The 26,421-nt window shown below is 40.6% G+C and carries 21 protein-coding genes; 14 read left to right on the top strand and 7 right to left on the bottom strand.

From position 1 onward, the window contains the following. Positions 1–7 precede the first annotated feature (7 nt). The 3 genes from ACFFIP_RS19175 to ACFFIP_RS19165 are packed head-to-tail and all read left to right on the top strand — an operon-like array spanning position 8 to position 2,176. A complete protein-coding gene (locus ACFFIP_RS19175; RefSeq protein ID WP_382389414.1) occupies positions 8–556 on the top strand; it encodes a DUF1599 domain-containing protein in 549 nt (182 codons plus the stop codon). Continuing rightward, positions 549–1,646: a BT_3928 family protein gene (locus tag ACFFIP_RS19170; protein ID WP_382389412.1), complete on the top strand. Its 1,098-nt coding sequence runs from the start codon at positions 549–551 to the stop codon at positions 1,644–1,646. The genes ACFFIP_RS19175 and ACFFIP_RS19170 overlap by 8 nt, the downstream gene beginning before the upstream one ends. Further along, positions 1,646–2,176 (top strand): shikimate kinase, encoded by a 531-nt coding sequence (locus ACFFIP_RS19165; protein WP_382389411.1) that lies wholly within the window; start codon positions 1,646–1,648, stop codon positions 2,174–2,176. The genes ACFFIP_RS19170 and ACFFIP_RS19165 overlap by 1 nt, the downstream gene beginning before the upstream one ends. Here the strand turns inward: ACFFIP_RS19165 and ACFFIP_RS19160 are convergent. Together ACFFIP_RS19160 and ACFFIP_RS19155 are read right to left on the bottom strand one after the other, a co-directional pair. Then, the gene (locus ACFFIP_RS19160) at positions 2,166–3,686 is read right to left on the bottom strand and encodes an OmpP1/FadL family transporter (RefSeq protein ID WP_382389410.1); all 1,521 of its coding nucleotides are present in this window, start codon (positions 3,684–3,686) and stop codon (positions 2,166–2,168) included. The genes ACFFIP_RS19165 and ACFFIP_RS19160 overlap by 11 nt on opposite strands. A gap of 81 nt (positions 3,687–3,767) precedes the next feature. Continuing rightward, positions 3,768–5,165 (bottom strand): hypothetical protein, encoded by a 1,398-nt coding sequence (locus ACFFIP_RS19155; protein ID WP_382389409.1) that lies wholly within the window; start codon positions 5,163–5,165, stop codon positions 3,768–3,770. Positions 5,166–5,293: 128 nt separating this feature from the next. Here ACFFIP_RS19155 and proS point away from each other — a divergent pair, with 128 nt between their 5' ends. Next, positions 5,294–6,775 carry a proline--tRNA ligase gene (gene proS / locus ACFFIP_RS19150; protein WP_382389408.1) on the top strand — a complete coding sequence of 494 codons (1,482 nt, stop codon included), beginning with the start codon at positions 5,294–5,296 and terminating at the stop codon, positions 6,773–6,775. A gap of 61 nt (positions 6,776–6,836) precedes the next feature. Here proS and ACFFIP_RS19145 read toward each other — a convergent pair whose 3' ends face one another. Both ACFFIP_RS19145 and ACFFIP_RS19140 read right to left on the bottom strand, forming a co-directional pair. After that, positions 6,837–7,238, bottom strand: coding sequence for a hypothetical protein (locus ACFFIP_RS19145; protein ID WP_382389407.1), 402 nt, complete (start codon positions 7,236–7,238; stop codon positions 6,837–6,839). 172 nt (positions 7,239–7,410) lie between these two features. Further along, positions 7,411–7,980 (bottom strand): hypothetical protein, encoded by a 570-nt coding sequence (locus tag ACFFIP_RS19140; protein ID WP_382389406.1) that lies wholly within the window; start codon positions 7,978–7,980, stop codon positions 7,411–7,413. 242 nt (positions 7,981–8,222) lie between these two features. Between ACFFIP_RS19140 and ACFFIP_RS19135 the strand changes: the two genes are divergently transcribed. Both ACFFIP_RS19135 and floA read left to right on the top strand, forming a co-directional pair. Beyond that, entirely contained in the window at positions 8,223–8,684 is a 462-nt protein-coding gene (locus ACFFIP_RS19135) for an NfeD family protein (protein ID WP_382389405.1), read from the top strand. A 3-nt stretch (positions 8,685–8,687) separates the two neighbouring features. Continuing rightward, positions 8,688–9,704: a flotillin-like protein FloA gene (floA, locus tag ACFFIP_RS19130; protein ID WP_382389403.1), complete on the top strand. Its 1,017-nt coding sequence runs from the start codon at positions 8,688–8,690 to the stop codon at positions 9,702–9,704. Between the two features lie 437 nt (positions 9,705–10,141). Here floA and ACFFIP_RS19125 read toward each other — a convergent pair whose 3' ends face one another. Beyond that, positions 10,142–11,518 (bottom strand): TIGR00341 family protein, encoded by a 1,377-nt coding sequence (locus tag ACFFIP_RS19125; protein ID WP_382389402.1) that lies wholly within the window; start codon positions 11,516–11,518, stop codon positions 10,142–10,144. 530 nt (positions 11,519–12,048) lie between these two features. On the opposite strand from ACFFIP_RS19125, the gene ACFFIP_RS19120 reads away from it, so the two are divergent. The 8 genes from ACFFIP_RS19120 (at position 12,049) to ACFFIP_RS19085 (ending at position 22,345) form a co-directional block, all read left to right on the top strand. Next, entirely contained in the window at positions 12,049–12,423 is a 375-nt protein-coding gene (locus tag ACFFIP_RS19120; RefSeq protein ID WP_382389400.1) for a response regulator, read from the top strand. 53 nt (positions 12,424–12,476) lie between these two features. Further along, positions 12,477–13,262, top strand: coding sequence for an MlaE family ABC transporter permease (locus ACFFIP_RS19115; protein WP_382389398.1), 786 nt, complete (start codon positions 12,477–12,479; stop codon positions 13,260–13,262). A gap of 3 nt (positions 13,263–13,265) precedes the next feature. Next, on the top strand, positions 13,266–14,015 hold the full coding sequence (locus ACFFIP_RS19110; RefSeq protein ID WP_382389396.1) for an ABC transporter ATP-binding protein: 750 nt from the start codon (positions 13,266–13,268) through the stop codon (positions 14,013–14,015). Continuing rightward, the gene (locus ACFFIP_RS19105) at positions 14,015–14,986 is read left to right on the top strand and encodes an MlaD family protein (RefSeq protein WP_382389395.1); all 972 of its coding nucleotides are present in this window, start codon (positions 14,015–14,017) and stop codon (positions 14,984–14,986) included. The genes ACFFIP_RS19110 and ACFFIP_RS19105 overlap by 1 nt, the downstream gene beginning before the upstream one ends. Before the next feature lie 159 nt (positions 14,987–15,145). Beyond that, entirely contained in the window at positions 15,146–17,920 is a 2,775-nt protein-coding gene (gene acnA, locus ACFFIP_RS19100; RefSeq protein WP_382389394.1) for an aconitate hydratase AcnA, read from the top strand. A 392-nt stretch (positions 17,921–18,312) separates the two neighbouring features. Continuing rightward, complete coding sequence (locus ACFFIP_RS19095; RefSeq protein ID WP_382389393.1) at positions 18,313–18,738, top strand: DUF2116 family Zn-ribbon domain-containing protein; 426 nt, start codon at positions 18,313–18,315, stop codon at positions 18,736–18,738. 29 nt (positions 18,739–18,767) lie between these two features. Continuing rightward, positions 18,768–19,505 (top strand): EcsC family protein, encoded by a 738-nt coding sequence (locus tag ACFFIP_RS19090; RefSeq protein ID WP_382389392.1) that lies wholly within the window; start codon positions 18,768–18,770, stop codon positions 19,503–19,505. Positions 19,506–20,167: 662 nt separating this feature from the next. After that, positions 20,168–22,345, top strand: a complete 2,178-nt coding sequence (locus tag ACFFIP_RS19085; protein WP_382389391.1) for a DUF5916 domain-containing protein — start codon at positions 20,168–20,170, stop codon at positions 22,343–22,345. 250 nt (positions 22,346–22,595) lie between these two features. Here the strand turns inward: ACFFIP_RS19085 and ACFFIP_RS19080 are convergent, their stop codons facing one another. Continuing rightward, positions 22,596–23,000, bottom strand: a complete 405-nt coding sequence (locus tag ACFFIP_RS19080) for a VOC family protein (RefSeq protein ID WP_382389390.1) — start codon at positions 22,998–23,000, stop codon at positions 22,596–22,598. Positions 23,001–23,479: 479 nt separating this feature from the next. Further along, the gene (locus ACFFIP_RS19075; RefSeq protein WP_382389389.1) at positions 23,480–25,840 is read right to left on the bottom strand and encodes a TonB-dependent receptor; all 2,361 of its coding nucleotides are present in this window, start codon (positions 25,838–25,840) and stop codon (positions 23,480–23,482) included. Positions 25,841–26,421: the final 581 nt, after the last annotated feature.

Genomic DNA, 26,421 nt, shown 5'->3' with positions numbered 1-26,421 from the left:
TGAAGCTTTGAAAACGGAAACGGTCAGCGAATATAATCAAGTTATACGCCTTTGTAAAGAACTTTTTAAGAAGAAAACCTTCGATTATGGTACTGCCTGGAGGATATTACGATTGCCTTCCATTACAGATCAGATATTTATCAAGGCTCAGAGGATCCGTTCCATTCAGGAAAAAGGCAACCAAAAAGTCAATGACCCTATTGTCGGCGAGTTTGAGGGGATTATCAATTACTGCCTGATTGCACTCATTCAGATCAGTTTGAAAGACGATGAACGCCTTGAGTTATCCTATGAGGATCTTGAACCCTTGTATGATCATTGGGTAAAAGAGACGAGAGGACTTCTTGAAAATAAAAATCACGACTATGGGGAAGCGTGGAGGGATATGAGGGTTTCTTCGATGACTGATATTATCCTGATGAAATTATTTCGGGTGAAGCAGATCGAAGATAATCAGGGAAAAACTTTGGTCTCTGAAGGCATTGAAGCCAATTATCAGGACATGATTAATTACGCAGTGTTTTGTTTAATCAAATTAGGATATCATCATGTTTAAAAATACCATACTGTTTATCATTCGCTTATTTGTTGGAGGCTTGTTTATATTTTCAGGATTGATCAAGGTGAATGATCCTGTAGGTACAGCCATCAAACTTGAAGAATATTTTGATGTGTTCTCTAACGATATTGCTTCTTTCTTTTACATATTTAAAGATATTGCCTTGCCTTTAGCAGTATTTCTGGTTGTAGCAGAAGTCGTTTTGGGCATCATGCTGATTGTGGGAGTCCGATTAAGATTTACTGTTTGGGCCCTGTCCTTGATGATCCTCTTTTTCACTTTCCTGACATTTTATTCTGCTTATTTCAATAAGGTGACAGATTGTGGATGTTTTGGGGATGCGATTAAATTGACACCTTGGGAATCCTTCACCAAAGATGTGATTTTACTTGTGCTGATTGGAGTTTTATTTGTTTTCCGAAAAGATCTGAGTAATGATGGTGCCAATTGGGCCAAATGGACCGTACGCGTGAGTTTGGTTTTATCCGTACTTCTATCTGTCACTGCGATCCGTAATCTTCCGTTTATAGATTTCAGGGCTTACAAAGAAGGCGTAAATATTCAAGAAGCCATGTTGCCTTCTGCTCCGCTTGAATATAGTTATGTGATGAGAAAAGGAGGGGAAGAGTTTGTTTTTGATCAATATCCAAGTGATGATTCATATGAGTTTGTCGAAATGAAATTGGTCAACGAAGATGCCCTGCCCAAAATTTCTGATTTTGCTGTATGGACCAGTGAGGGAGACTATACAGAAGAAATACTGATCGGAAAGAAAGCGGTTATTCTAGTTGTCAGTATCGCAAAAATGGATACTGAACATCTCTATAAGATTGATGAAATGGTTATGGGGATTCAGTCTTCGGGAATTACTCCGGTTTTGGTTGCAGCTTCTTCAGAAGACCAAATTAATGACCTGATTTCTGACAGAAAATGGGGGATACAAGGATTTCAGGGTGATGCGACAGTGATCAAGACTATCATGAGGTCTAACCCTGGTGTGATGTTGCTAAATGAAGGGGTAGTGCTGAAAAAATACCATTACAGAAATACGCCCACATCAGAGGAGGTCATTGGCTTAATGAAATAATGAGAGCCCCTTTAAAAATAGTACTGGTAGGATTGCCCGGTGCAGGAAAATCTACTTTTGGCAGACAGTTAGCCCGCCAGTTAAATTTCACCTTCATTGATTTAGATCATCTGATCGAACAGGAAACGGGTAAAAAAATCAGTGAAATTTTTGAAGAGGAAGGAGAGGGGAGATTTAGGGAACTTGAGAGCCAATACCTTTCAGAAGTATTGGAGGGAATAGAAGGATTTGTACTTTCTACAGGAGGAGGAACTCCTTGTTTCAATGACAATATGGAACTGATCAATGAAAAATCGGTATCAGTTTACCTTGAAGTATCCTTAGAGGAACTATTAAGACGGCTTTCTAAGGATCAATTGGGGAAAAGGCCCATGTTCGCCGGATTAGGTCAAGGTGAGGTTATCCTAAAATTGAAAAATCTTTTGGCATCAAGGGAAGGTTACTATTTGCAGTCAAAAATAAAGCTCAGTGGAGATGATCTTTCCACTGAGCATTTGATGTCTGAATTGATGGCTTACTTTAGAAGTTAAACCCTAGGGTCAACATACCTGAAGTGATGTTGTTTCTGATCTCTGTTACAGGACCTATATTTACACCATTTTCCAAATAGTTGTATGAGCTATAGAGTTGGTCAAATGCCATACCTGTCAATGCAAAATCAACATAGAATTTTTCAAGTCTGACACCAAGTCCACCGCTGATTTGCTGGGTACTTCTGTCGAAGTTCGGACTTCCGCTAAAAGGATCTCCATAATAGGCGTATCCAGCTCTCAGTCTGAAGATATCAAGTCTAAATTCTCCGCCAACTCTGTAATTGAAAGTTTGGCCATATAAGGCTCTGATCTCCTGGTTGTCTTCCGCAGGATTAAAGTCCCTAGAGTTGATTCTGCTTGCACTGTAATCCAAGTAGTCAATGTCAGCAGAGATAAAACCGTTTTTACCAATAAAGAAAGTAGCCCCTCCGCTAAGTCTCATCGGTGTGTTGAGGTTATAGGTGCCCAGTACAATTGGAGTTTGCGCTTCCTCTCTTCCCAAAACAATATCTTCCTGTTCAAAGTAATAATTATTGAATTGGTTGACCATTCTGGCTTCGTATTGTTCGTTGATTCTGTACCATGTAGGAGATTGGAAGTTCAATCCGAGGTTGACTTCTTCAATTGGTTTATAAATTACCCCTAAATTCACATTTGCACCAAAGCCATCCATAGAAAGGTTTTCCTCCAAACGGGTGGTGCTCAACGGCTCATCAATAAACTCTTCACCAAATATTTTCCTTGAGTTGTAAGTCAAAGATGTCAGGCCAAGTCCTGCGCCGATGAAGAATTTGTTGTGAAAATTGGCCCCATAGGATAAGCTTGTTTGACTGATTCTACCATCAGTGGTTACTGTTTCGTCCTGAAAAGGAAAACCTAGAACAAAAGAGTCATATTCAGTGGGGTTATTGATCGGATTTCCGTTGTTGTCAAAAATGATAGGGTTGATCAAATAAGTTTGGTAAGCCAAACCTGTCAAACCAAAGTTTTCAATTTGACTTTCTGGAATACCACTTCCTTGTCTCATGAAATAATCTATGATAGAGGTTTCACTTTGTAAATCGGAATAGTACCCGAATTGCGTATTGAAGAGATTTGTCCTGTTGAAACTAATCCCAAAAGATCCACCACGGAAAGCACCTGTAGTGAGAGGACCTTTAGGTTTGCTGATCACAAAACTTAGGTTTGGGACGCTAAAATTACCTGTTCTATCTTCTTGGATTTGTCCAAGGAAGTTTGATTCGTTGTTCCATGTTCCAAAAGTGGGGGATAGGCTAAGCTCTGATCTTCGGAAAAAGCCCAAACCAGCTGGGTTGGTATGGATGTTGGAGACATCACCTCCCAGTGACATCTGTGTTCCACCTAAGCCCATAATCCTGGCTGAACCGGTGGATCTGAACTGACTGAACCGTAAGGCATCTTCGAAATACCCAATTTGGGCAGATGCACTGCTCATTACACCAATACCCAACAAAGTGCCTAAGAATATTTTTTTTATTGAATTCATATAAAATTTGAATAAAATCCTCTTGTTAGCAGATCAAATAATGTGCCTTGTATTTTGAAAAGGGCTAAAAAAAAGGGGGAATTAATTCCCCCTTCCTCCTCTTGAACCTCCGGAGCTCACAGCTCCACCGCCACCGCCTCGGCTACCACCGCCCATTCCGCTGGAGCTGAATCCACCGCCACTGCTTCTGCTTGGCGCACTCATCATTGAGCCTCCGCTGCTTCTGCTTGGTGTGGACATTCCCCCGCTTCTGCTTGGCATAGTGCTTCGTGTAGGTGCGGTTCTTGTATTGTTATAGGTACCACCTGTATTTCTGTTGTAAGAAGGACTGGTGGATCTTGTATTCCCTCTGTTGATTGTTCCAGTGTTACTTCTGGAAGGCGTTGCATAAGAATTTCTCGTGTTTGGAGTAGTGCTGTATGCAGGTCTGGTATTTGAAATACCTGTTCTAGAACTTGGTCTTGTTGCAGCTGCAGAACCTGTATTTCTATAGCCTGGGTTAGCAGATGTATTGGCTACTCTGCTTCTGCCACTGGTATATTCATTTTGAGAAGTACTGAAATCTCTTCCTGCGGTTCTTGTATTTTGGGTAATTCCTCTACCTTCTGTAGCGGCCTCACGTCTTGCTGCTCTAGTTGTGGCTGCAGTGCTGTTTGGCATTGTTCCTCTTGATCCAGCGATAGCAGATGTAGCACCTCTTCCTGGTCTAGCACCTCTTACGATCTGACGGTTGTTTTCCCCACCTGGTAAGACAAATATTGGAGCGCCCCAGCCAAACCCTGGTCTCATTCCCCAACCGTACATGCCTCCCATCCAAGGGTTGCCCCACATGCTTCCCATGCCCCATCCGAAGCCCATATTCCAACCCCACATAGAGTTCCATCCCATTCCCCATCCGAAGCTTGGTCTCATTCCCCATCCGAATCCTGGTCTCATGCCCCATCCGAAGGAAGATCCCCAGAATGGATCCCAGAATGGGTCATAGAATCCCATCATTGGCATTCCCCAGCCCATCATTGGTGACCCCCAGCCCCACATTGGAGAGCCGAAGCCAAAACCTAAATTAAGATTGAAGCGGCTAGCCCCAAAACCTCCGCCAGGAAGTCCTGCACCGGAGCCATAGAAATTATTATAGACATTTACATTCGGAGTTGACTGAACCTCATTGTCATCAAAATATACTGTACCGGAATCTTCGGCTGCAGTTTGTGTCTGGTACCTGGCAATATACTCAGGGTTGACGTTTCTTGCTGAGAAATTTTCCTGATCGAATTCTGTAGAATTGGTTGAATTCAAAGATTGGAACGTTTGCGGATTATTATTAGCGACTGCAAATTCAGTGGCTACTCTTGCATCAGAGGCCATGAAATACAAATCATCGTTTTCTCCGCCTCTCATGGCATTGTAGCTGGTGCTGCAAGAGGAAAGCAGTATGATTGCTCCAGCTCCAAGTGACAATATGTTATTGAGGTTCTTCATGTTGTTTGGTTTTACTAATTACTGTTATATACGTGACATGTACGAGAGGGTTATAATTTTTTGGTTTATATTTGCCTCCCACAGTATTGAGCGAAGATAAATAGAATTTTGAATTCAACAAAAAGACTATGAGTAAAGGATTGCCAAAAAGAAGTGAAGATTATTCTTTGTGGTACAATGAATTGGTGAAAAGGGCCGATCTGGCTGAAAATTCCCCTGTTAGGGGTTGTATGGTGATCAAGCCTTATGGTTATTCCATTTGGGAAAAAATGCAGGCACAATTGGATAAAATGTTCAAAGAGACCGGGCATACCAATGCCTATTTCCCGCTTTTTATTCCAAAATCTTACCTTTCCAAAGAAGCAAGCCACGTTGAGGGCTTTGCCAAAGAATGTGCAGTGGTCACGCACTACCGCCTCAAGAATTCAGAAGATGGTAAGGGGGTGATTGTTGACCCGGAAGCAAAGTTGGAAGAGGAGCTGATTGTCAGGCCTACTTCTGAAACTGTCATATGGAGTACTTACAAAAATTGGATACAGTCTTACCGGGACCTTCCATTATTGGTCAATCAATGGGCCAATGTGGTCAGGTGGGAAATGAGAACCCGTCTATTCTTAAGGACTGCGGAATTTTTATGGCAGGAAGGCCATACGGCCCATGCCTCTAAGCAAGAAGCCATTGAGGAAACCGTTCAAATGATGAATGTGTATGCGGAGTTTGCCGAGAAATTTATGGCACTGCCAGTGGTAAAGGGTGTGAAAAGTGCCAATGAAAGATTTGCCGGAGCAGAAGATACGTATTGCATAGAAGCCATGATGCAGGATGGAAAAGCACTTCAGGCAGGAACCTCTCATTTCCTTGGACAAAATTTCGCCAAAGCTTTTGATGTGAAGTTTGCAACAAAAGAAGGGGGCTTGGAATATGTTTGGGGAACATCATGGGGTGTCAGTACCCGCTTGATGGGTGCCCTGATCATGGCCCATTCGGATGATAATGGATTGGTGTTGCCTCCAAAACTTGCGCCTATTCAAGTGGTAATTGTTCCTATATATAAAGGTGATGAAGAGCTTGATAAAATTTCGGTAAAGGCAAAGGAAATTATGGGTAAATTAAGGGCTAAAGGTATATCCGTACATTTTGACAACAGAGATACCCATAAGCCCGGATGGAAGTTTGCTGAATATGAACTTAAAGGAGTTCCATTGAGAATAGCTATGGGACCAAGAGATTTGGAAAATAATACAGTTGAACTTGCCAGACGAGATACCCTGACCAAAGAGACAGTACAGCTTGGAGAAGTAGTTTTAGAAGAATATATCGTGCAGTTATTGGATACCATTCAGCATACTATCTACCAAAAGGCTTTTGATTTCAGGGAAGAGATGACCACCGAAGTCAATACTTGGGAAGAGTTTGAGGAAATGATAGAGAAAAAAGGCGGTTTCTTATCCGCTCATTGGGATGGTACTTCCGAGACCGAGGAAAAAATCAAGGAATTGACCAAAGCCACTATCAGGTGTATTCCAATAGATAGGAAGGAAGAAGCTGGTCAATGTATCCTTACAGGAAAACCTTCTGAAGGAAGGGTGTATTTTGCCAGGGCTTATTGATTTAGGTAATATAAGTAAAAGCCCATTTGATTTTTTCAAATGGGCTTTTACAATTTTAGACTTATTTGTTCCTACTCCTTGAATTTAAAGGAATATGGTATCCAAAATAAAACTGCACAGGCCAAGGTTTTGAATCAATAGTGATAAAAGGATTGTTTTCTATCTCTTCTATGTCATTTCTATAAGCAGCGTTTTTTAATGGTACTAAAATTCCCACATCCCAATATCTTCCTTCAAATCTCAAGGAATTAAATTTCAATCCAGTCCCAACACTTGCCCCATAGTAAACTTTTTGATATTCTGGAACTCCTTCTATATCGATAAGCGCATTATATCCATACATTCCAGTAAAATATAACTCCGAACTTTTAAAGGATGGGATTGTATAGGTAAGGCCTCCGTTGAATCCTATCCCCAATAAATTATAACCGATCCCACCAAAGGCTGAAAAGTTATCTGCCAAATTATGGTTGAGCTTTAAACCTATTACACCGCCATAGGGCAAGCCTACACCCGCCCCTAAGGATGTAATCCCTTTTTGAGAACTTAGGTTTTGGGCTGAAGTATTTGATGCAATTGCCAATAAGCAAAAGCTGAAAATTAAGCTCAGGGATAGCTTCATCTTTTTTTTAAAATTAATTGTGGGAATAGTTTGAAGGTAATTGGGGGATTGACTTGTCTTTCTCTTTATCAGTTTGGTACTTTTTCATGCCATTGCTGATAAAAAATCCGAGGTCTTCAGCTTCATCTGAAAAGTCTTTTGAGTCCAGATCAAAAGGATCTTTTTTCGCTATCAGTTTATTAATGTTTTTCATCCCTTTTGCATTGTCTGGGGCTATAGGGATAAGTTTTACGCCTGCCTTGATCGCTCCTGGCATTGGTCTGACTTCGATTACATAAATCTTTCCGTTTTCAAGGTCCGCTTCTACAAATGACCTGTTTTCCGATGCAGCCCAAAACACATGTTTTCCGGGATCGCATTCATAGACGAAATACTTTGTACCGTTGAATTTTCCAAGATAATTTTCACCGTCAAAAAACTTGAAGTTGATCAAAGCTCCTGTAGGGTTATACCTTACAAAATAAACTAGAGATTTACCCTCTGAAGGTGGCGTAAGTCCTTGGCTATATCCATGGAATACAAGAAGGGTGCTGAAAATTAACACGAAAATTATCAGCTTAACTTTGAAAGTTTTTGAGTGCATAAAGAGTTTTGGTAAGTTGTTGAATTGTCAACTAAATATATTCAAATAATAAATTAATTTTTAGTGTATACATGAAATTTATTTTCTCTAAAATCTCTATAAACTAAATGTTTTATTGGAAAAATATTAAGATGCTTTATTAGCTTTTCTATTTCGTAGTTCATTTGAATGTTTGTCAGAAAAAAATGTACTTTTACCATTACATAGTTTGATAATAATTTGAAACCTAAACGAAATAAAAATTGACCTGGTTTATCCTAATTTCGATCTTGCTTATAGGCCTAATTTTGGTGTTGGCAGAAATCCTCTTTGTACCAGGTACTACCGTGGTGGGGATAATAGGATTGTTGGTGACAGCAGGAGGAATCTACTTTGCATTTCTGAAATTTGATGCACAGGTAGGGTATATTGTGCTTGTTTCTGCCATGTTACTTAACCTAATCGCTTTGGTTTATGGGTTTAGATCTGGAGTTTGGAATAAATTTGCTTTAAAGGACACCATTACCAGCCGTTCTTTTGATGAGAGATTGGCTGGACTGGAAGTAGGGATGGCAGGCAAGGCAGTTTCGGACATCAAACCGATCGGGAAGGCAGAATTTGGGGACAATATTTATGAGGTTAAATCCGATTCCGGATTTATTCCTGTAGGTTCAAATGTTTTTATTACTAAATTGGAGGACAATAAAATTATCATAAAATCATAAACTATGGATATTACAGATTCGGCGTTCATTTTATTCGCGGCATTTGCCGGCCTGATTCTTCTTTTTATTTTCTTGTATTTCGTTCCGGTCAATTTATGGATCACAGCCATTTTTGCCAATGTGCGTGTAGGTATAGGGGAGCTGATTGGAATGCGTATCCGGAAAGTTCCACCAAGTGTGATTGTGAATTCATTGATCACGGCTACCAAAGCTGGGTTGGATCTTACTACCAACGAACTTGAGACGCACTATCTGGCAGGAGGAAATGTTCCGAATGTGATCAGGGCATTGATATCTGCAGATAAGGCCAATATCAATCTCAGCTTTAAGCAGGCTACTGCCATTGACCTGGCAGGAAGAGATGTGTTTGAGGCAGTACAGATTTCGGTAAACCCCAAAGTGATCAATACTCCGAATGTAGCTGCCGTAGCTGCTGACGGTATTCAGTTGATCGCTAAGGCAAGAGTGACCGTAAGGGCAAATATCGCCCAATTGGTAGGTGGAGCAGGCGAAGATACTATTTTAGCGAGAGTAGGGGAAGGAATCGTTACCTCTATTGGTTCCGCTCAGAACCACAAGAGCGTGTTGGAAAACCCTGATAAAATTTCCAAACTGGTTTTGGAAAGAGGTCTGGATGCGGGTACTGCTTTTGAGATTTTATCTATCGATATAGCTGACATTGATGTAGGAACCAACATCGGTGCGAAACTACAGATTGATCAGGCTTCGGCAGATCTTAAGGTGGCCGAAGCAAAAGCTGAGGAAAGAAGAGCGATGGCTGTTGCCCTGGAACAGGAGATGAAAGCCAAGACTGTAGAGATGCGCGCAAAAGTAATCCAGGCAGAAGCTGAGGTTCCTAAAGCGATTTCCGAGGCTTTCAGAACCGGTAGATTGGGTGTAATGGATTATTACCGTATGGAAAATATCAAGTCAGATACTGATATGAGATCTTCTATAGCAGGAACAGATTCAGGTTCCGGAGTAGAAGGCGGCAAAGGAAAAGCCAGTGACAAGAAATAATTGGAGATACATTTAGTATAACTATTATGAATATTGAAAAGGGGAATGCCGCGGCATTCCCGTTTTTTGTTGTCCATTTCTAAAACTATTAAAAACAAATTGAACGAATCGTCACCCTGAGAATTTAAAATTTTGGAAAAAGCACAGAAAGAGTAATGACAAAATTACGCATCATGCCGAACGAAGTGAAGCATCTCCGCTATCTTGGGAGACCCCACCGTAATGCTACAGGGCAGGCTTTCGCTTCACTCAAGGTGATATATCCAGTAATCTGTCATTGGAAGCCATTCATGGTGGAGGGAAATACCTGCCCTTAACCTGCCCTAAGGCTGTCTTGAATATGGAGGATTTCTCAATTTTAGGCTTTATTAAACAGTGTTATTTTTTCAAACAGTTTTAAATCTATTGTTTGTTATCATGTAAAGCAGTGCTGATGATCAATTGACGATCAAGGCAACAGAATCTGCTTTCGTTCTTAATTTAAGCCAAGTCTCGAATCTTTTCTGTTCCTGTTGGTTGGGCCTGTTTCTGAATTTAGCATAGGCCAAGAGTAGGGTGTCCTGTTTGTTTTTCTCCAGATTGGCCATTACAGACCTGTTCATCGTGAAATTTAGCAGGTTAGGATGATTGACTTTTGCTTCAGAAGCAATGTCGAGAACCTGGGCACTGCTGTTACCATATTCAGCCAATTCTCTTTCAAGTAATGCAATTTTTTTATCCTTGTCCTGGATCAGTAGCTCATTTCTTTCATAGAGATCTTTTAAAATGTCAGATCGAAGTACATTCATGTCTGTGCCGGAATCACCACTTTGTTTGATTTTCAAATGGGTGTTATTGAGGTTGAAGGCAGGCAATTTTCTGGACATTGTTTCTATTTCCTCATCATTGATTCGTTCACCGATTAGGCTGACTTCAATGATGCTGCTGTCTGCATCATAACGTAGGACAGAAGAAATCACTTGTGTTCTCGGCAAGTCCAATTCAGTGCTGATAAACTGATTGGCGGCTTTTTCCCAAAAGGTCCGTTTTACAATATTGTATGCCAGGTAAACACTTGGCACGATTGTCAAAAGTGTGAAGATCGTGATATAGGTTTTTACAGTTTTTTCCCTTTTTGGATCAAGAAATTCTTTTTTCGGGAATTTCATAAATCTAACGATCAGGTAAGTGGAAAGACTGATGAAAACAGAGTTGATAAAGAATAGGTAGAATGCCCCAAAGAAATAATACAGATTGGCGGTGGCCAAGCCATATCCGGCTGTACAAAGAGGAGGCATCAAAGCAGTAGCGATGGCAACTCCCGGGATAGCATTGCTTTTTTCTTTTCTAGATCCAGCCACGATACCGGCAAGCCCTCCAAACAGGGCGATCAGTACATCCCAAATGGTTGGCTCTGTTCTTGCCAATAATTCTGATTGGGCATCATCCAATGGGGTGAAGGAAAAGTAAATGGTGCTGGTCAGGATGGAAATCAAGATGGCAATTCCCAGGTTCTTCAATGATTTTTGGAGTAGTTCGAAATCGTTGATGCCGGCAGCCATGCCAATACCCATGATAGGTCCCATCAGGGGGGAGATCAACATGGCGCCAATAATCACTGCAGTAGAGTTGACATTGAGGCCAACTGATGCCACAAAAATGGCGAATATCAAAATCCATAAATTTGCACCTTTGAACTCTATGTTTTTTCGGATATAATCTATGGTTTCCAGCTCGTCTTCCTTTCCTTCATGGAGGTCAAATCTGTCCTTGAAAAACAATAGGATTTCCAGAATTCTATTTCTCAAACTGATCGTTTTTTTACTCTCTTGCATAAGTGTTACAATTGAACCGGAAGGCAATCTAATCAAAAAGTTAGTTTGCAACAGTAATCCGTAAGATGAATTTCTCTAAGTTTTTACAGGTAAGAAGGCTAGGGGGCGGGAGAAATTGTGGGTTCATTTTACAATTATTTCCAGCTTAAAATTAACTTAATTTCGACCGAAAAGGCAGGTAAATAACCTATTGATTGGTTTAGGTTTGTCTTTCTTTTTTGTTAAAAAAGTATTAATATCATGAGCTTTTTGAAAGACGTTTACCATTCTAAAATAGTTTATGTTTTGTTATTTAAATAATTGATTGATAGATTTTTAAATTCAATTTAGGTATGACTAAATATGGTTACGCTAAAAAATTAAGGTATGACTAAAATATGTTTTTGGGTAAATTTTTAAATAGCTCGGAGAATTTATGTTTTTATATTTTGTAGATTGGAATGTTTTTCACCGTAAGGAGCAGGTTTGGATGGTTATGGGGTATGGTGAAATCTTTGTTTGAAAATCATTTTACAAGTGGTAAGATAGTCATGAGTAATATAATCAATAGAGTCATTTTTGTCGATGATGACACCATTCAGCACATGATCAACCGCAAGAATTTATTGCGGATTAAGCCGGATATAGAACTTTTCTTTTTTGAAAATCCTTTTAATGCATTGGATTGGCTGCAAGACAACGATGCGGATCTGTTGATTTTGGATGTCAATATGCCAGAGATGACAGGATGGAATTTTCTGGATTTGTTAAAAGAAAAGGACATTGACATCGAGGTTAAGATGCTGACCTCATCCATGGACCCATCGGATATTGAAATGAGTTTAAATTATAGTATGGTGTCGGGTTTTTTGGTGAAGCCGTTGAAAAATGAAATTATGGCAGAGATCTTGGGAATATTGCCATAAGCTGATTCATTTTTCCTAATTTAGCGGGCCAAAAGATCGACAAGTAATTAGATATGGAAGATAACCGACCGATCATCAGTAAGAAAACAGACAATTTTTTCAGAGGCCTGGCCGACGCCTTTGCGTTTGTCAAGAGGTTTTTTCAGGAAGTTTGGTTTCCTCCTTATGAGTTTAAAGAAATACTTAGACAATGTTACGAGATAGGGTACAGGTCCCTTCCGCTAATCTCACTGACAGGGTTTATTATTGGGATTGTATTTACCAACCAATCCCGTCCATCACTTGCGGAATTCGGTGCCACTTCTTGGTTACCTGCATTGATTTCCATTGCAGTTGTAAGGGCATTGGGCCCATTGGTGACAGCATTGATTGCAGCAGGTAAAGTCGGGTCGGGTATTGGTGCCGAGATCGGTTCCATGAAAGTTACGGAACAGATCGATGCCATGGAGGTTTCTGCGATCAATCCTTTCAAGTATTTGGTTATCACCAGAACTTTGGCCACAACATTAATGATTCCTGTATTGGTGATGTACACGGATTTTGTCGCTTTGATGGGGTCATTCATCAATGTGAATCAAAACGAGATGGTCAGTCTTTCTACCTTCTTTGTTCAGGTATTTGAGTCTATTTCTTTCCTTGACATTTTCTCTTCCATCATCAAATCATTGGTTTTTGGTTTTACCATAGGAATAGTGGGATGCTATAAGGGTTATAATTCTACCCAAGGAACAGAAGGAGTTGGAAAGGCTGCTAATGCTTCTGTGGTCATGTCCATGTTTCTGATCTTTATTGAAGAGCTTTTGGCACTTCAGATTGTCAATGCCATAAGATATTCTTAAGTTATGAGAGAGACAGTTGTAGAAATCAGGGGATTGTATAAAGCTTTTGGGGACAATGAAGTCCTCAGAGGGGTTGATTTGGATTTGTATAGGGGCGAAAATCTCGTCGTATTGGGTAAATCCGGAACAGGAAAATCCGTGCTGATCAAAATAATGGTACAGCTCTTGAAACAGGATGAGGGGGTGGTGAAGATCCTAGGTCAGGATATTTCCAAATTGAGTTTAAGAGATCTCAATAAACTACGGTTGAAAATCGGTTTTGCTTTTCAGGCTTCGGCACTATATGACAGTATGACAGTGAGGGAAAATTTAGAATTTCCTTTGACCAGAAACATTAAGAACCTGAGCCGGAAAGAGATTGATTACAGGGTGGAACAACTGTTGGATTCAGTAGGGCTTCCACAGACGATCAATCAGATGCCTGCAGAGCTGTCCGGAGGGCAGAAAAAAAGGATAGGTGTTGCCAGAACCTTGATCCTGAATCCGGAAATCATGTTATATGATGAGCCGACTGCAGGATTGGATCCTACTACCTGTATCGATATCAATAATCTGATCAATCAGGTCAGGGAAGAGTACAAGACTTCCTCTATTGTGATTACCCATGACCTCACCTGTGCCAAACAAACAGGTGATAGGATGGCGGTCTTGATTGAGGGACAGTTTAAGGCAGTAGGAAGTTTCGAAGAAGTATTCGAAGGTGCTACTGACCCAAGAATAAAATCATTTTATGACTATAATTTCATTCGATAATGAGAAACGATAATAAAAAATCCGTCATTGTTGGCATTTTCGTCCTGATTGGCATTATCATCTTTATTACAGGGGTGCTTACCTTGGGTGGTCAACAGAAAAAATTTGTTAAGAGTATCCGCCTTAATGCTGTTTTTGATGATGTGGCCGGATTGCAGACAGGCAATAACGTTTGGTTTTCAGGTGTGAAAATTGGAACTGTTCGCAATATTAATTTTTATGGCGATTCTCAGGTGGAGATAGTCATGGCTGTGGAGTCAAAGGTGAAAGATTATATCAGAAAAGACTCTAAAGCGACGATCAGTTCAGATGGGCTGATCGGTAACAAAATCATAGTCATATATGGCGGAACTACCCAGGCTCCTCCTGTGGAAGACGGAGACAGGTTAATGGCTGAAATGCCTTTGGATACGGACAAGATGATGGAGACTTTACAGGAGAACAATAAGAACCTGGTGACCATTACTGAGAACTTGAAAGTACTGACTGGCAAGATTGCTCAAGGGGACGGAATAGTTGGCGCGGTCATGACTGATTCTGTGCTTGCTGATAATTTTAAAAATATCCTTTCCAACTTGGATAGGGCTTCAGTCAACAGTAACAGAATGCTGATAGAGTTAAATAAATTTGCCGCTACGCTGAATGAAGAAGGAACATTGATTTATGACCTGACCCACGACAAAGAATTGTATAAGTCGTTGCAGGGCTCAATTGAAAGCTTGCAGGCAACAGCAGATAATGCAAATGTGCTGACCAATAACCTGAATGATGTGACTAGTAAGTTGAGTGACAGAGACAACACTTTGGGGATGATTCTGAACGATGAGGAATTTGCATCAAGACTGAAAAACACCCTTATTTATGCTGATAGTTCTACCATGAACCTTAATAGGGGTTTGGAAGCATTGGAATACACCTGGCCTTTCAGAAGAGGATTCAAAAGAATGAACAAGGCGAATCAAGAGCAATAAATTCATACTAAAGATAGATATTTTGAAGCGCAGGGTGTAAATCCTGCGTTTTTTGCTTTTATGCGAATTTCCTGTAGAGATTGAATCATTTCAAAGGTTAAATGGTTAAATTTATATACTTTTTATTTTGATTTGTTTCATTTAACCAAAACAACAGCTATGTCTCGAGATCCTTTTCAATCAAAAAAAACGCTCAAAACCAGCAAAGGAAATTTCAGCTATTGGAGTTTGTCTGCCCTTCAGGAAGCGGGCTTCCATATTGAAAGTCTTCCATTTTCCATCAGGATTCTCTTAGAGAATGCCTTAAGAAATTTTGATGATTTTGGTGTTACCAAAGAGCATATAGAAACCTTGGCCTCTTGGACTCCTGAACCTTCAGATAAAGATATTCCATTTAAACCTGCTCGGGTTTTGATGCAGGATTTTACAGGTGTACCAGCCGTGGTGGATATTGCATCATTGAGGGCAGAAGCTGTCAGGAAAGGGAAAGATCCCCAAAAAATAAACCCACTGATTCCGGTTGACTTGGTCATTGACCATTCTGTGCAAGTGGACTATTTTGGCACAAACTATTCTTACCAAAAAAATGTAGAGGTGGAATACGAAAGGAATGGCGAACGTTATCAGTTTTTGAAATGGGCCCAAAAGGCATTTGATAATTTTTCGGTAGTTCCTCCAGGGATGGGTATTTGCCATCAGGTGAATCTTGAATATTTGGCCCAGGGAGTTATTGCAAGAGACGGCAATGTTTTTCCGGATACCTTGGTAGGGACAGATTCCCATACCCCTATGGTCAATGGAATAGGCGTAGTGGCCTGGGGAGTAGGCGGTATAGAGGCGGAAGCAGCTATTTTAGGACAACCTATCTATTTCATCATGCCGGAGGTTGTGGGGTTGAAGTTGACTGGCCAATTGCCTTTAGGCACCACAGCAACCGATATGGTATTGACCATTACAGCTTTATTGAGAAAACATGGCGTAGTGGGCAAATTTGTGGAGGTGTTTGGTCCAGGTTTGGATACACTTACAGTACCAGATAGGGCCACCATTTCCAATATGTCTCCTGAATTCGGCTGTACGGTCACTTATTTCCCGATTGATGATAGGACATTGGATTACATGGGCAAAACCAATCGCTCCGCAGAGCAGATCAAATTGGTGGAAGATTATTGCAGGGCCAATATGCTATGGAGGCAAGGTGAAGACAAAATCAGATACAGTTCGGTAGTGGAGTTGGATCTGGGTACCGTTGAACCGACTGTTTCAGGACCAAAAAGGCCACAGGATAAGATTTTGGTAAGGGAGTTTAAGGATAAGTTCAGCGAGTTATTGGAGAATGTTCACGGAAGGGAATATATCCCTATTGACAAAAGAGATGTTGGCCGCTGGTATGGAGAAGGTGGCAGTCAGCCATCAGAAGGTAGAAGTTCTGGAAATGCTGATGTGGAATACGAAACCAAGGTCAAAAACGGGCTGAAGACTGTGGTTGTAAAGATGAACAATGAGAAGTTTGCCCTGCATGATGGCTCCATTGTCATTGCTGCTATTACTTCATGTACCAATACTTCAAACCCATCAGTAATGCTGGGAGCTGGATTGGTAGCGAAGAAAGCTAGAGAGAGAGGCTTGGATGTGAAGCCTTGGGTGAAAACCTCCTTGGCACCAGGCTCCAAAGTTGTGACAGACTATTTGGAGAAAGCCAATCTTTTAGATGACTTGGAAGCCCTTCGCTTTCATGTAGTCGGATATGGCTGTACTTCCTGTATCGGTAATTCAGGTCCTTTGCCAAGACATATTGCCAAGGCAGTAGAAGAGAATGATCTGGTGGTGAGTTCGGTTCTCTCGGGCAACAGGAATTTTGAAGCCAGGGTACACCCACAGGTGAAGATGAATTACCTCATGTCTCCTATGTTGGTGGTGGCTTATGCCCTGGCCGGAAGGGTTGATGTGGACCTGGTCAATGAACCTTTGGGTTATGATCCAAATCTTGAGCCAGTGTATCTCAAAGATTTATGGCCTTCCAATGATGAGATTTTCGAGGTCATGTCCAAGGTGCTCTCTCCCGGTGATTTTGCCAAGAGTTATGGTGAAATATTTGAAGGGAATGATATCTGGAAAGCATTAGAGGCCCCCAAGGATAAAATTTATCAATGGACTGATGACAGTACCTATATCAAAGAGGCCCCATTTTTCAATGAGATATCAGAGACAGTGGAGGATCCTAAGAATATCGATGGGGCATATGTTTTACTCAAACTTGGGGATTCCATTACAACGGACCATATTTCTCCTGCCGGTTCTTTCTCAGAAAGTAGTCCAGCAGGCCAATATTTGGTTTCAAGAGGAGTGGAGCGCAAGGATTTTAATTCCTACGGCTCCAGAAGGGGAAATGATGAGGTGATGGTCAGAGGAACTTTTGCCAATGTGAGGATCAAAAATCAATTGGCATCAAAAGAAGGGGGCTATACTACCCATATTCCAAGTGGGGAAGAAATGACCGTATATGATGCTTCAAGGAAATATTTGGCATCAGGTGCCCCACTGATAGTATTGGCTGGGAAAGAATATGGAAGCGGTTCTTCCAGGGATTGGGCTGCAAAAGGTACCAATTTGTTGGGCATAAAAGCAGTTTTGGCGGAAAGTTATGAAAGGATCCATAGAAGTAACCTGGTAGGGATGGGGGTATTGCCTTTGCAGTACCTGCCCGGGGAAAATTCCGAAAGTCTGGGTTTGACCGGTAAAGAAAAATTAAGTATTGTAGGTATAAGTGATGGTTTGTCGCCTCAAAAAAGCCTTCAGGTCAAAGCTGAGAAAGAAGATGGCAGTGTGGTGGATTTTGATGTGCTTTGTAGGTTGGATTCAGCAATAGAAATTGAATACTACAAAAATGGGGGGATTCTCCATTATGTTTTGAGGGATTTCCTGAAAAAGTAAAATGTTGTTTTCATTCTGAGCAACAGTGTTTATTGATTTTAGGGGGATAGCGTTGCTAAAGATGGGTGAATTTAAAAGGGAGTGATAATGGTTATGAGGACCTTTTCACTCCTTTTTTTTTGAAATGATCTCCTGAGATTTTTCAGGATTGATAAACCATGGACTTGGTAAGGAAGGTCAAAAATGAAGCTTTTTGAATTGATAAATTTTATTTATGACAATTATTTGTAGATTTAAATTAATTTGTGGGCAGTAAAACATATATAAATCACATGATTTATTAAATATTTTATAAAAATACCCATAAATGGGTATTGCGTCATTTTTTTTCTCACTGTAAATTGTGCTCAATTATATAAGTGGATTATTTTCAAACCTTTAACTCATTTTTTATGCACAATTTAAAGAGACAATGCCGCTATTGTGGATCGGTGATCTTCGGTAGGGCGGACAAAAAGTTTTGTGGGGATGGCTGTAGAAGCAGTTTCAATAACGGCAGAAAGGGTGAACGGGATGATGAGATCAAGGCGGTTAATACTACTTTGTTTAGAAACCGTAAGATTCTTAGTCAAATATTAGAGGATGGGGTAGAAAGTGTTCGGATTTTAAAAGACAGGATGTCCTTACTTGGGTTCAATTTTAGATATCATACCCATATAACGCCTTTTGGCAATAATATGGCCTGTTTGTACTGTTATGATTACGGTTATATAGATTTGGGCAATTCAAGGTTATTGGTAGTGAGGGAGATGGGGGAAAAAGATCTTGAAAATCTGATTTCGAATATGCAATTATTTTCCTTGGAAAACTGTTTATAGGGATAATTATATCCCAAATTCAGAAATACTTGGATTCCGTTACAGAGTTTTATGAGGAAAAAGCACTTGCAGAGCTGAGTGCCTGGTTGGTTCAGACTAAGAAGCGTCCTTCATTTGTCAATAAATTGACCAAGGGCACTCAGCGTGCGATTAATGACCTTATACCGGAAAAGGTTCATAAGGTTATCACCTTTGCTATAGAAAACATGGTCAAAGGGGTCTTATTTGGGACAAAGTTTATCACTCCCAAACCGCTTTCTGCGAATAGTTTGAGGCAAAAAGAAGAGAAAGTTCAGAAAATCATCAGGATATATAAGAATACAGCTTCTGCTGAAGGTGCCATTACAGGTGCTGGAGGAATCCTTTGGGGATTGGCTGACTTTCCGGCATTTTTGACCATCAAGATGAAGATGTTGTTTGAAATTGCGGCTGCCTATGGGTATGATGTGAAGGATTTAAGGGAGCGTTTGTTTATGCTTTATATTTTCAAGCTCACCTTTGCCAGTCAGGAAACAAGGAATTCGACGGTCAAAATCATTGAGCAATGGGATGATTTCGCCGAAAATTTACCAAAAGAGATCGAGGAATTTGACTGGAAGGATTTTCAGTTGGAGTACAGGGATTATATGGACCTTGCCAAATTGGCCCAGTTGATTCCAATTATAGGTGCGGGTGTTGGAGCGGTGGCCAATTATCAATTGACTGCCAAATTGGGGGAAATGGCTATGCAATGTTACCGAATCAGATATTTTGATTGGAAGGTGTAAGGGTGAGTGGAAGAGGGATGTCTGGAAGAGGGATGTCGGATGTTGGATGACCGAAGTCGGATGTCGTGGAGTATCGGAGATTTTTTGAAACATTGAGGAGATAAGGAAATTAAGGGGTTCATTAAGAAAGTCGGAAGTTGGATGACCGAAGTCGGATGTCGGAAGTTGGATGCTGGGTGCTGGAACAATAGCCAAGGTTCAAATCTCAAATTCCAAAATAAAATGGGCTAAACCTGTGGCAGATGGGAGAGAATGGATTTTTTTGGAAACAAAAGGATTTAGGAATATAAAGAGGGGTTCGAGGATAAACAGATAATGGCTGAGGCATGTCTTTCATAAAAAAATAAAGGGGGACAAAGTGTTTTTCAACTTCCCCCAGAAATTTTATAAAAAACCGTGAAAAAAATTGCCTTTATAATTATCCAAAAATACGTATCCCGAACTTACCAAAATATCCCCTGTACAGGGTATTTTTCAAAAAATATGACAATTGTCATGTTTTTTTTAACGGGGAGCTTTTAGATTTTTCTTCTTTGAGGATGGATATTCTTATTTATCTCCGCTCTTAACCAATAAACAGTAATTGAAAAAATATAATAGGGGATCGTTTTTATTCTTAATTAACTTTGTGGCAACCCAAACCTATTTCTTACCCAGTACGAATGAAAAAGGCCATATTTCTGGTTTTGCTCTTTGAGAGTTTGACATCCCTAGCATTTGCCCAAAAAATTAACTCCAATTATAAGTTACAAATTTATAAGACTGATGAGCCGATCCACATAGATGGGGTGATGGAAGAAAAAACATGGTTGGAAGCAGATATTGCTAGCGATTTTTTTATGATTACGCCCATGGATACCAGTTTTTCAAAGGTTCAGACGGACGTGAGAATGGCATATGATGATAAGAATCTCTATTTGATCGTCGTTAACCATCATGCTGTGGAAGGACCTTATATGGTTGAATCATTGCGAAGAGATTTCAATTTCGGGAAGAATGACAACTTTTTACTTTTTATGGATCCCTTTGATGATTTACTGAACGGGTTTTCTTTTGGAGCCAATGCAGCAGGTGCGCAATGGGACGGGATCATGTATGACGGAGGAAAGATTGACCTGAGTTGGGATAACAAATGGGTTTCCAAGGTTAAAAATTACGAGGATAAATGGATTTTTGAGGCGGCAATTCCTTTTAAGTCCATCCGTTATAAGCCTGGAATCACCGAATGGGGGATCAATTTCAGTCGTATGGACTTGAAGACAACTGAGAAATCAGGATGGGCTCCTGTACCTAGACAGTTTCCATCTGCTTCTTTGGCCTATACCGGCACTTTGGTATGGGATAATCCGCCCCCTGTTGCAGGTCCGAATATCTCCATCATCCCTTATGGTCTTGGTGGAGTTCGTCAAAATGTCCGTGAAGGGCAACCTGCAGATTACAGGTACGACTATGGACTTGATGCAAAAGTAGGTATCAGTTCAGCGCTGAACCTGGACCTTACCGTCAATCCTGATTTTTCACAGGTAGAGGTAGATAGGCAAGTGACTAATCTTGACCGGTTTGAATTGTTTTTTCCAGAAAGAAGACAGTTTTTCCTCGAGAATGGGGATCTCTTCGCCAATTTTGGATATGAGACCATCCGACCATTCTTCTCCCGGAGGATTGGATTGAATGCGCCGATTCAAGCTGGAGCAAGGTTCAGTGGTAGGATCAATAAAGATTGGCGGGTTGGTGCCATGACCATGCAGACAGGACAGGTGGAAGCCGACCAATTGGATGCACAGAATTTCTCTGTGGTCTCACTGCAAAGAAGGGTGTTTTCCAGATCCAATATAGGAGCCATTTTTGTCAATAGGCAAGTGGGCCTGTTCAGGTCACCAACGGATTATGATAAACCAGGATATGCGGAGTTTGACAGGAATGTGGGATTGGAATACAATCTGGCATCTTCCAATAACCTATGGACAGGGAAGGCATTTTTCCTTAAGTCTTTCAATCCTACAAAGGGGAATGATGGCTGGGTGCATGCTGCCAATTTGAGATATACAAGCGGGAATCTTTACTGGAATTGGCAGCATGAGTACGTTTCGGAAAATTATACGGCAGAGGTAGGCTACGTTCCTAGGACTGGTTTCTTCAAATTCCACCCAAGTGTGGGTTATTTGTTTTTCCCAAAAAGCAAGAAAATCCTCAGTCATGGTCCAGAGTTCAATTCCAGGATGTTTTATGATACCAAGTTAGATCAAACCGACAACGAGACTTGGCTTTCTTACAAAATCAGGTTCAGGAGTCAAAGCAATTTAGTGGTCTGGGGCGCAAGGGATTATATCAAGTTGCTAAGGCCATTTGATCCTACCAATTTCTCCGGAGACACCTTGGCCACTGGGACAGAACACAGGTGGTTTGCCTGGGGTACCGAGTATACTTCCAAGCCTCAGAGTATTTTCACTTATGCCTTCTCCACCAGGATGGGTGGATATTATGCAGATGGTGACCGGTACAATTTGACAGGGGAAATGGGTTACAGGTTTCAGCCGTATTTTAGCCTGGTGCTTAATGCCAACTACAATGAAATCCACCTACCAGAAACGTGGGGGATCACCAGGTTTTGGCTGATAGGTCCGAGGCTAGATCTTACATTGACCAATAATTTCTTTGTGACGGCTTTTGTCCAATATAATGAGCAGATTGAGAATGTGAACCTCAATACACGCTTGCAGTGGCGGTTTAAGCCTGCTTCAGATATTTTCCTGGTTTTTACGGATAATTATTTACCGGCTCCTTTTTATGTAAAGGACAGGTCGGTGGCCCTGAAGTTTACGTATTGGTGGAATATTTAATAAGGCGGAGGTCGAAAGGTTAATCGGAGATTTTGAACCATTAAGGAGTTCAGGTATTAAGGGATTCATTAAGAGGGATGTCTGAAGGCGGACGTCGGAAAGGGATTAAGAGGAAAGGGAAAAGTTAAAAGATTTTTTGAATTGAAAAGGCCTGAAGGGCCGTGATATCAAAGGGATGGTTGTAGGCCATACCGGAAAAATAAAAAGGACCGGGTTGTCCGGTCCTTTCAGTTGGGGTAATATTCGATATTTAATCTATTCTACTGGAAATGTCCAGTAGGAGACCGTTGGGGTCTTCGATCAACAGCCTTCTTTGACCATAGAACTCGTTTTCAGGTTTTTGTACAATGTTGGCATTTGCATTCACAGCTCTTTCGTAAACCTCGTCGAGGTTGTTCACGACAAAGGACAGATTTACTCCTGAGGGGGACTGCACATAATTTTTTGGGATCAAATCGGTGGATTTCGGGAAAAGACCGATTTCGATCAGACTGTCATTTGATTTCAGGTTGATGTACCAATTACTTTCAAATTCGGCTTTAAAATCCAGTACGCTTTCATAAAAGAGCTTGCTGGCTTGAATGTTGTCCGAAAAAAGGTTGGCAATCAGTCTGCTGGTGTGAATTCTCGTCGGTTTAGATTTTACTTGGGGCATATCAAGCTGGTTTGGTCGTATAATAAAATGGATTAAGTTTCATAAATATACGTCAATTGCTCTTGAATTATAAAATAAATTATGTTATTTTATTTAATAATACAATTACGTTCAAAATTATATAGTTGAAATGCAAATATGTTGTTTCAAAAATATTACCACTCAAAAAGTTGCATTTGATCTTGTGGATTTAGTATTCCCTATTGGGTCCGTATCTCTTTTTTCGATTTATAACTCCTTTTGAACGACTTTTTGCTGTTTATATTGTGATTTTGACACCTATAGGTTGTGACCCTGTTACAATAGTTATTGCTGTTGGAACGGATAGTCCCTCTACTTTTAGGAGAAGGGTTAGGGTGAGGTAATGAATAGAAAAGGTCTGTTTGATTATAGAAGTCCTGCTTCTGGAGAAGCAGGACAGCGGATAAATTTCAAAAAGGCGTTTTTATAAGCTACACCTAAAATAAAAGGATTATTTTTTAGAAATTATACCTTAAGGACATTAACAAAATTCTGGTTTCCTGTTTGGAATAAAACTCCTGGGAAAATGAATTGGTCAGTGCATTACCGGCAAATCTTCTGGTGTCAAAAACATCCCTTACGCTTATGGCCACACTTCCCTTATCATTAAAAACGGATTTTTGAATGGTTCCATCCAAATAATACTGGGCCAGATCCCTTCCCTGTGCCTCGATTTCAGGTGAGTCATAATTTCCGGCCAGTTGGAAATTCAGGCCAAAAGGCAACTTGAAATCCTGGATCAGTTTTAAGTTCCAGGCATAACCTGAATTGGTGAACTCCTCACTGATGTTGGAACCGTCCACCTGAATCCTGTAAATGGTAAAGCCTCCATTGATAGCATACCAATTGCTGATTTCACTGCTTCCTATCCATTCCAATCCGTAGGATTGCGCAGATAGTAGGTTGTCAGGCTGGGAATAGGAAATACCATCTTCCACAATCGTGATGAAGTCCAATTGTCCGTTCACTTTTCTGTAAAACAAGTTGGTAGTCAGGCTGGAGGATTTAAAATTCGCAATATGCCCCAATTCCAGGGAATTGATCATTTCGGGCTGAAGGGCAGGATTTCCCCTTCTTACATTTAAGCTATCGGTTATATCCGGAAATGGATTGAGCCTCCAGGCAGTGGGCCTGTCTATTCGCCTGCTGTAGGTAGCTTTAATGGCATGGATATCATTTAGGTTGTACAATCCCTGAACACTTGGGAAAAGATTGAAGTAATTCTGTTTATTCTGCTCGTTGGTGTTTTCGAGATAGGTGTCAACAAAAGTGAGTTCTCCCCTTAGTCCCAATGAATATTCAAACTTGGGTTTGGATACTGAAATCAGGGCATAGGCTGCATGGATCTGATCTTTGTAGATAAAGCGGTTACTTACCCTTTCGTCTTCCAAGAAGCCTCCGGCTGTTTCATTGAATCTCAGGTATCGGTAGTCATTATCGAATTTTCTGAGATTTGATTTCAGGCCTGCTTCGAATTTTCCAGATTTTGTAGGACGGATATAATCTGCCTGAAATACGGATATATTTCTGTTTTCATCAATGTAAGCTAGCTCCTGACCACTGAGGTTTTCCGGAATAGGATTTAAAGTATTGTTGAAAATATCGATTTCCTGGGTTTTGAACTGATTTCTTAATGAGTTACTGGCAGTCAACCTGAACAAGTGGCCTTTCTCCTTAAAGGAATGTTCAAAAATCAAGGCATTGTCCAGACCTTTATCTGTTTCGCTTTCCCTGTTTCTTCTTACATAATCAAAGGAACGGGCTGCAGTACCACTTCTCTCTAGTTCTGCAAACAGGGTATTGACCTGTCTGTCCAGACTTGATTGGAATACGCCTTCATAACTTATGACATTGTTGCCGAAAAAGTAATCAGCTCCATAGGTCAAATTATGGCCTGCATTTCTACTTGAACTGGAGGTGTTTTGTGTCAGGACTTCCTGGTCCTCAAATAGAACACGGGTATTTCTTCTGTCTCCGATATTTTTCCAGTCCCTGTAGTTATAGCCTACAAAAGTATTCCACTTGGCATTTCTATGGTTAAGCCTACCTCCCAGATTGGTCCGGTTTCTGGTTCCGTATGTTCCTTCAATTCCTCCATGGGTTCCCAGATCGGTTCCTTTTTTGAGGATAATATCTATTACCCCTCCCTCGGCTTCTGCATCATACCTTGCATTGGGATTGTTGATGATTCTGATTTCATCAATGGCACTTGCAGGCAGTTGGTCAAGATTTTGGGTCAGGGAAGAATTTCTCCCATTGATCAGGACATTGGTTCCGGTACTACCGCGGAGGGAAATGCTGCCGTCTTCGGAAACAGAGATGGAGGGGGTGTTCCTGAGAATATCCAATAATGTTCCACCGATATTGGCCAGGTTATTTTCAGGTGTGATGGTTATGCCTTCCATACTGGTCCTTATCGGCAGCCTGTCCGTTTTGACCACTACTTCTTCAAGGTTTTGGTTTTGTGATACCATATTGATGGTCCCCAAGTCCTTTTGTCCGGTTACCAAGACACTTTCCATGACCAGATCATCATAACCTATGAAAAATGCTTTGAAGAGGTAATTTCCCTCAGGTACTTTAAGGATAAATTTCCCGTTTTGATCGGTATCTGAAAAACTTACAGGCTGGCTTTGGTCAGCTGAGGTAAAAAGTGCCACTTGAACAAATTCCAGAGGAAGTCCGGAGCCATCTTCGCTGATGGTGCCCGTTACTGTGAAAGTTTGTGCGTACGTCAATGAGCTCAGGGAAAAAAAGCTAATTGTCAAAAAGAAAATGAATCTGATCTGGGACACTTTGGTAGTTGGTTTAGTAATCATGTCATAAAGGTATCATCACATGCTGATTCAATTTTGAAGTGCTTTTCCAAAATCAATGCGGATAGCGTGGATGTTTTCTTTATCGACAGTATAACCAAGCTCAATGCTATATGTTTAACAGATATTTCCTTGTGAAGAAAGATAATCAGTGATGGTGCTGATCAGTTCCTAATTGTCCTCTATCAATAAGATTTTCATCATAGGCTATTCTTGTACGTCAGGAAACTGAATTAAATCAAAAGGTAAGGGTTAAAAACTGAAGGAATCTTGAATTTTGTCGCAATTACTTAGTTTTCAATGTATTAAGATACGAATTTTTCCTGTCTTCCGAATTGGCAAAACTTTTTTTATGATGATTATTGTGGAAGATAATGCAGATACAGGATAAGAAATCGAGAATGGTAAGTTTGATAGAAATTGGATTAAATTGATATTCTTTGAAAAATACAATGGTTTCTTAGATTTTGTCGTTTTAACGGAGTATCTACGGGGAATGTATACCGTATCCATAGGGGAGGTATAGGGGAAGTATGGCTTTAATTGGGGGTTTTTAGGGTAGATAATTGTATTTTTTGTAAATA

This window comes from Fontibacter flavus, assembly GCF_042432905.1.
GTDB classification, from domain to species: Bacteria; Bacteroidota; Bacteroidia; order Cytophagales; family Cyclobacteriaceae; genus Fontibacter; species Fontibacter flavus.
Note: the sequence above shows the minus strand (reverse complement) of the source record. Positions and strands in the feature narration are given on the sequence as shown.

Bases quoted from the DNA above. Each gene is read 5' to 3' on its own strand.
- ACFFIP_RS19080 (WP_382389390.1), bottom strand. From the start codon at position 23,000: ATGCCCCAAGTAAAATCTAAACCGACGAGAATTCACACCAGCAGACTG.
- proS (WP_382389408.1), top strand. From the start codon at position 5,294: ATGAGTAAAGGATTGCCAAAAAGAAGTGAAGATTATTCTTTGTGGTAC.
- ACFFIP_RS19095 (WP_382389393.1), top strand. From the start codon at position 18,313: ATGCACAATTTAAAGAGACAATGCCGCTATTGTGGATCGGTGATCTTC.
- ACFFIP_RS19110 (WP_382389396.1), top strand. From the start codon at position 13,266: ATGAGAGAGACAGTTGTAGAAATCAGGGGATTGTATAAAGCTTTTGGG.
- ACFFIP_RS19165 (WP_382389411.1), top strand. From the start codon at position 1,646: ATGAGAGCCCCTTTAAAAATAGTACTGGTAGGATTGCCCGGTGCAGGA.
- ACFFIP_RS19140 (WP_382389406.1), bottom strand. From the start codon at position 7,980: ATGCACTCAAAAACTTTCAAAGTTAAGCTGATAATTTTCGTGTTAATT.
- acnA (WP_382389394.1), top strand. From the start codon at position 15,146: ATGTCTCGAGATCCTTTTCAATCAAAAAAAACGCTCAAAACCAGCAAA.
- ACFFIP_RS19170 (WP_382389412.1), top strand. From the start codon at position 549: ATGTTTAAAAATACCATACTGTTTATCATTCGCTTATTTGTTGGAGGC.
- ACFFIP_RS19075 (WP_382389389.1), bottom strand. From the start codon at position 25,840: ATGATTACTAAACCAACTACCAAAGTGTCCCAGATCAGATTCATTTTC.
- ACFFIP_RS19085 (WP_382389391.1), top strand. From the start codon at position 20,168: ATGAAAAAGGCCATATTTCTGGTTTTGCTCTTTGAGAGTTTGACATCC.
- ACFFIP_RS19105 (WP_382389395.1), top strand. From the start codon at position 14,015: ATGAGAAACGATAATAAAAAATCCGTCATTGTTGGCATTTTCGTCCTG.
- ACFFIP_RS19155 (WP_382389409.1), bottom strand. From the start codon at position 5,165: ATGAAGAACCTCAATAACATATTGTCACTTGGAGCTGGAGCAATCATA.
- ACFFIP_RS19160 (WP_382389410.1), bottom strand. From the start codon at position 3,686: ATGAATTCAATAAAAAAAATATTCTTAGGCACTTTGTTGGGTATTGGT.
- ACFFIP_RS19115 (WP_382389398.1), top strand. From the start codon at position 12,477: ATGGAAGATAACCGACCGATCATCAGTAAGAAAACAGACAATTTTTTC.
- ACFFIP_RS19120 (WP_382389400.1), top strand. From the start codon at position 12,049: ATGAGTAATATAATCAATAGAGTCATTTTTGTCGATGATGACACCATT.
- ACFFIP_RS19125 (WP_382389402.1), bottom strand. From the start codon at position 11,518: ATGCAAGAGAGTAAAAAAACGATCAGTTTGAGAAATAGAATTCTGGAA.
- floA (WP_382389403.1), top strand. From the start codon at position 8,688: ATGGATATTACAGATTCGGCGTTCATTTTATTCGCGGCATTTGCCGGC.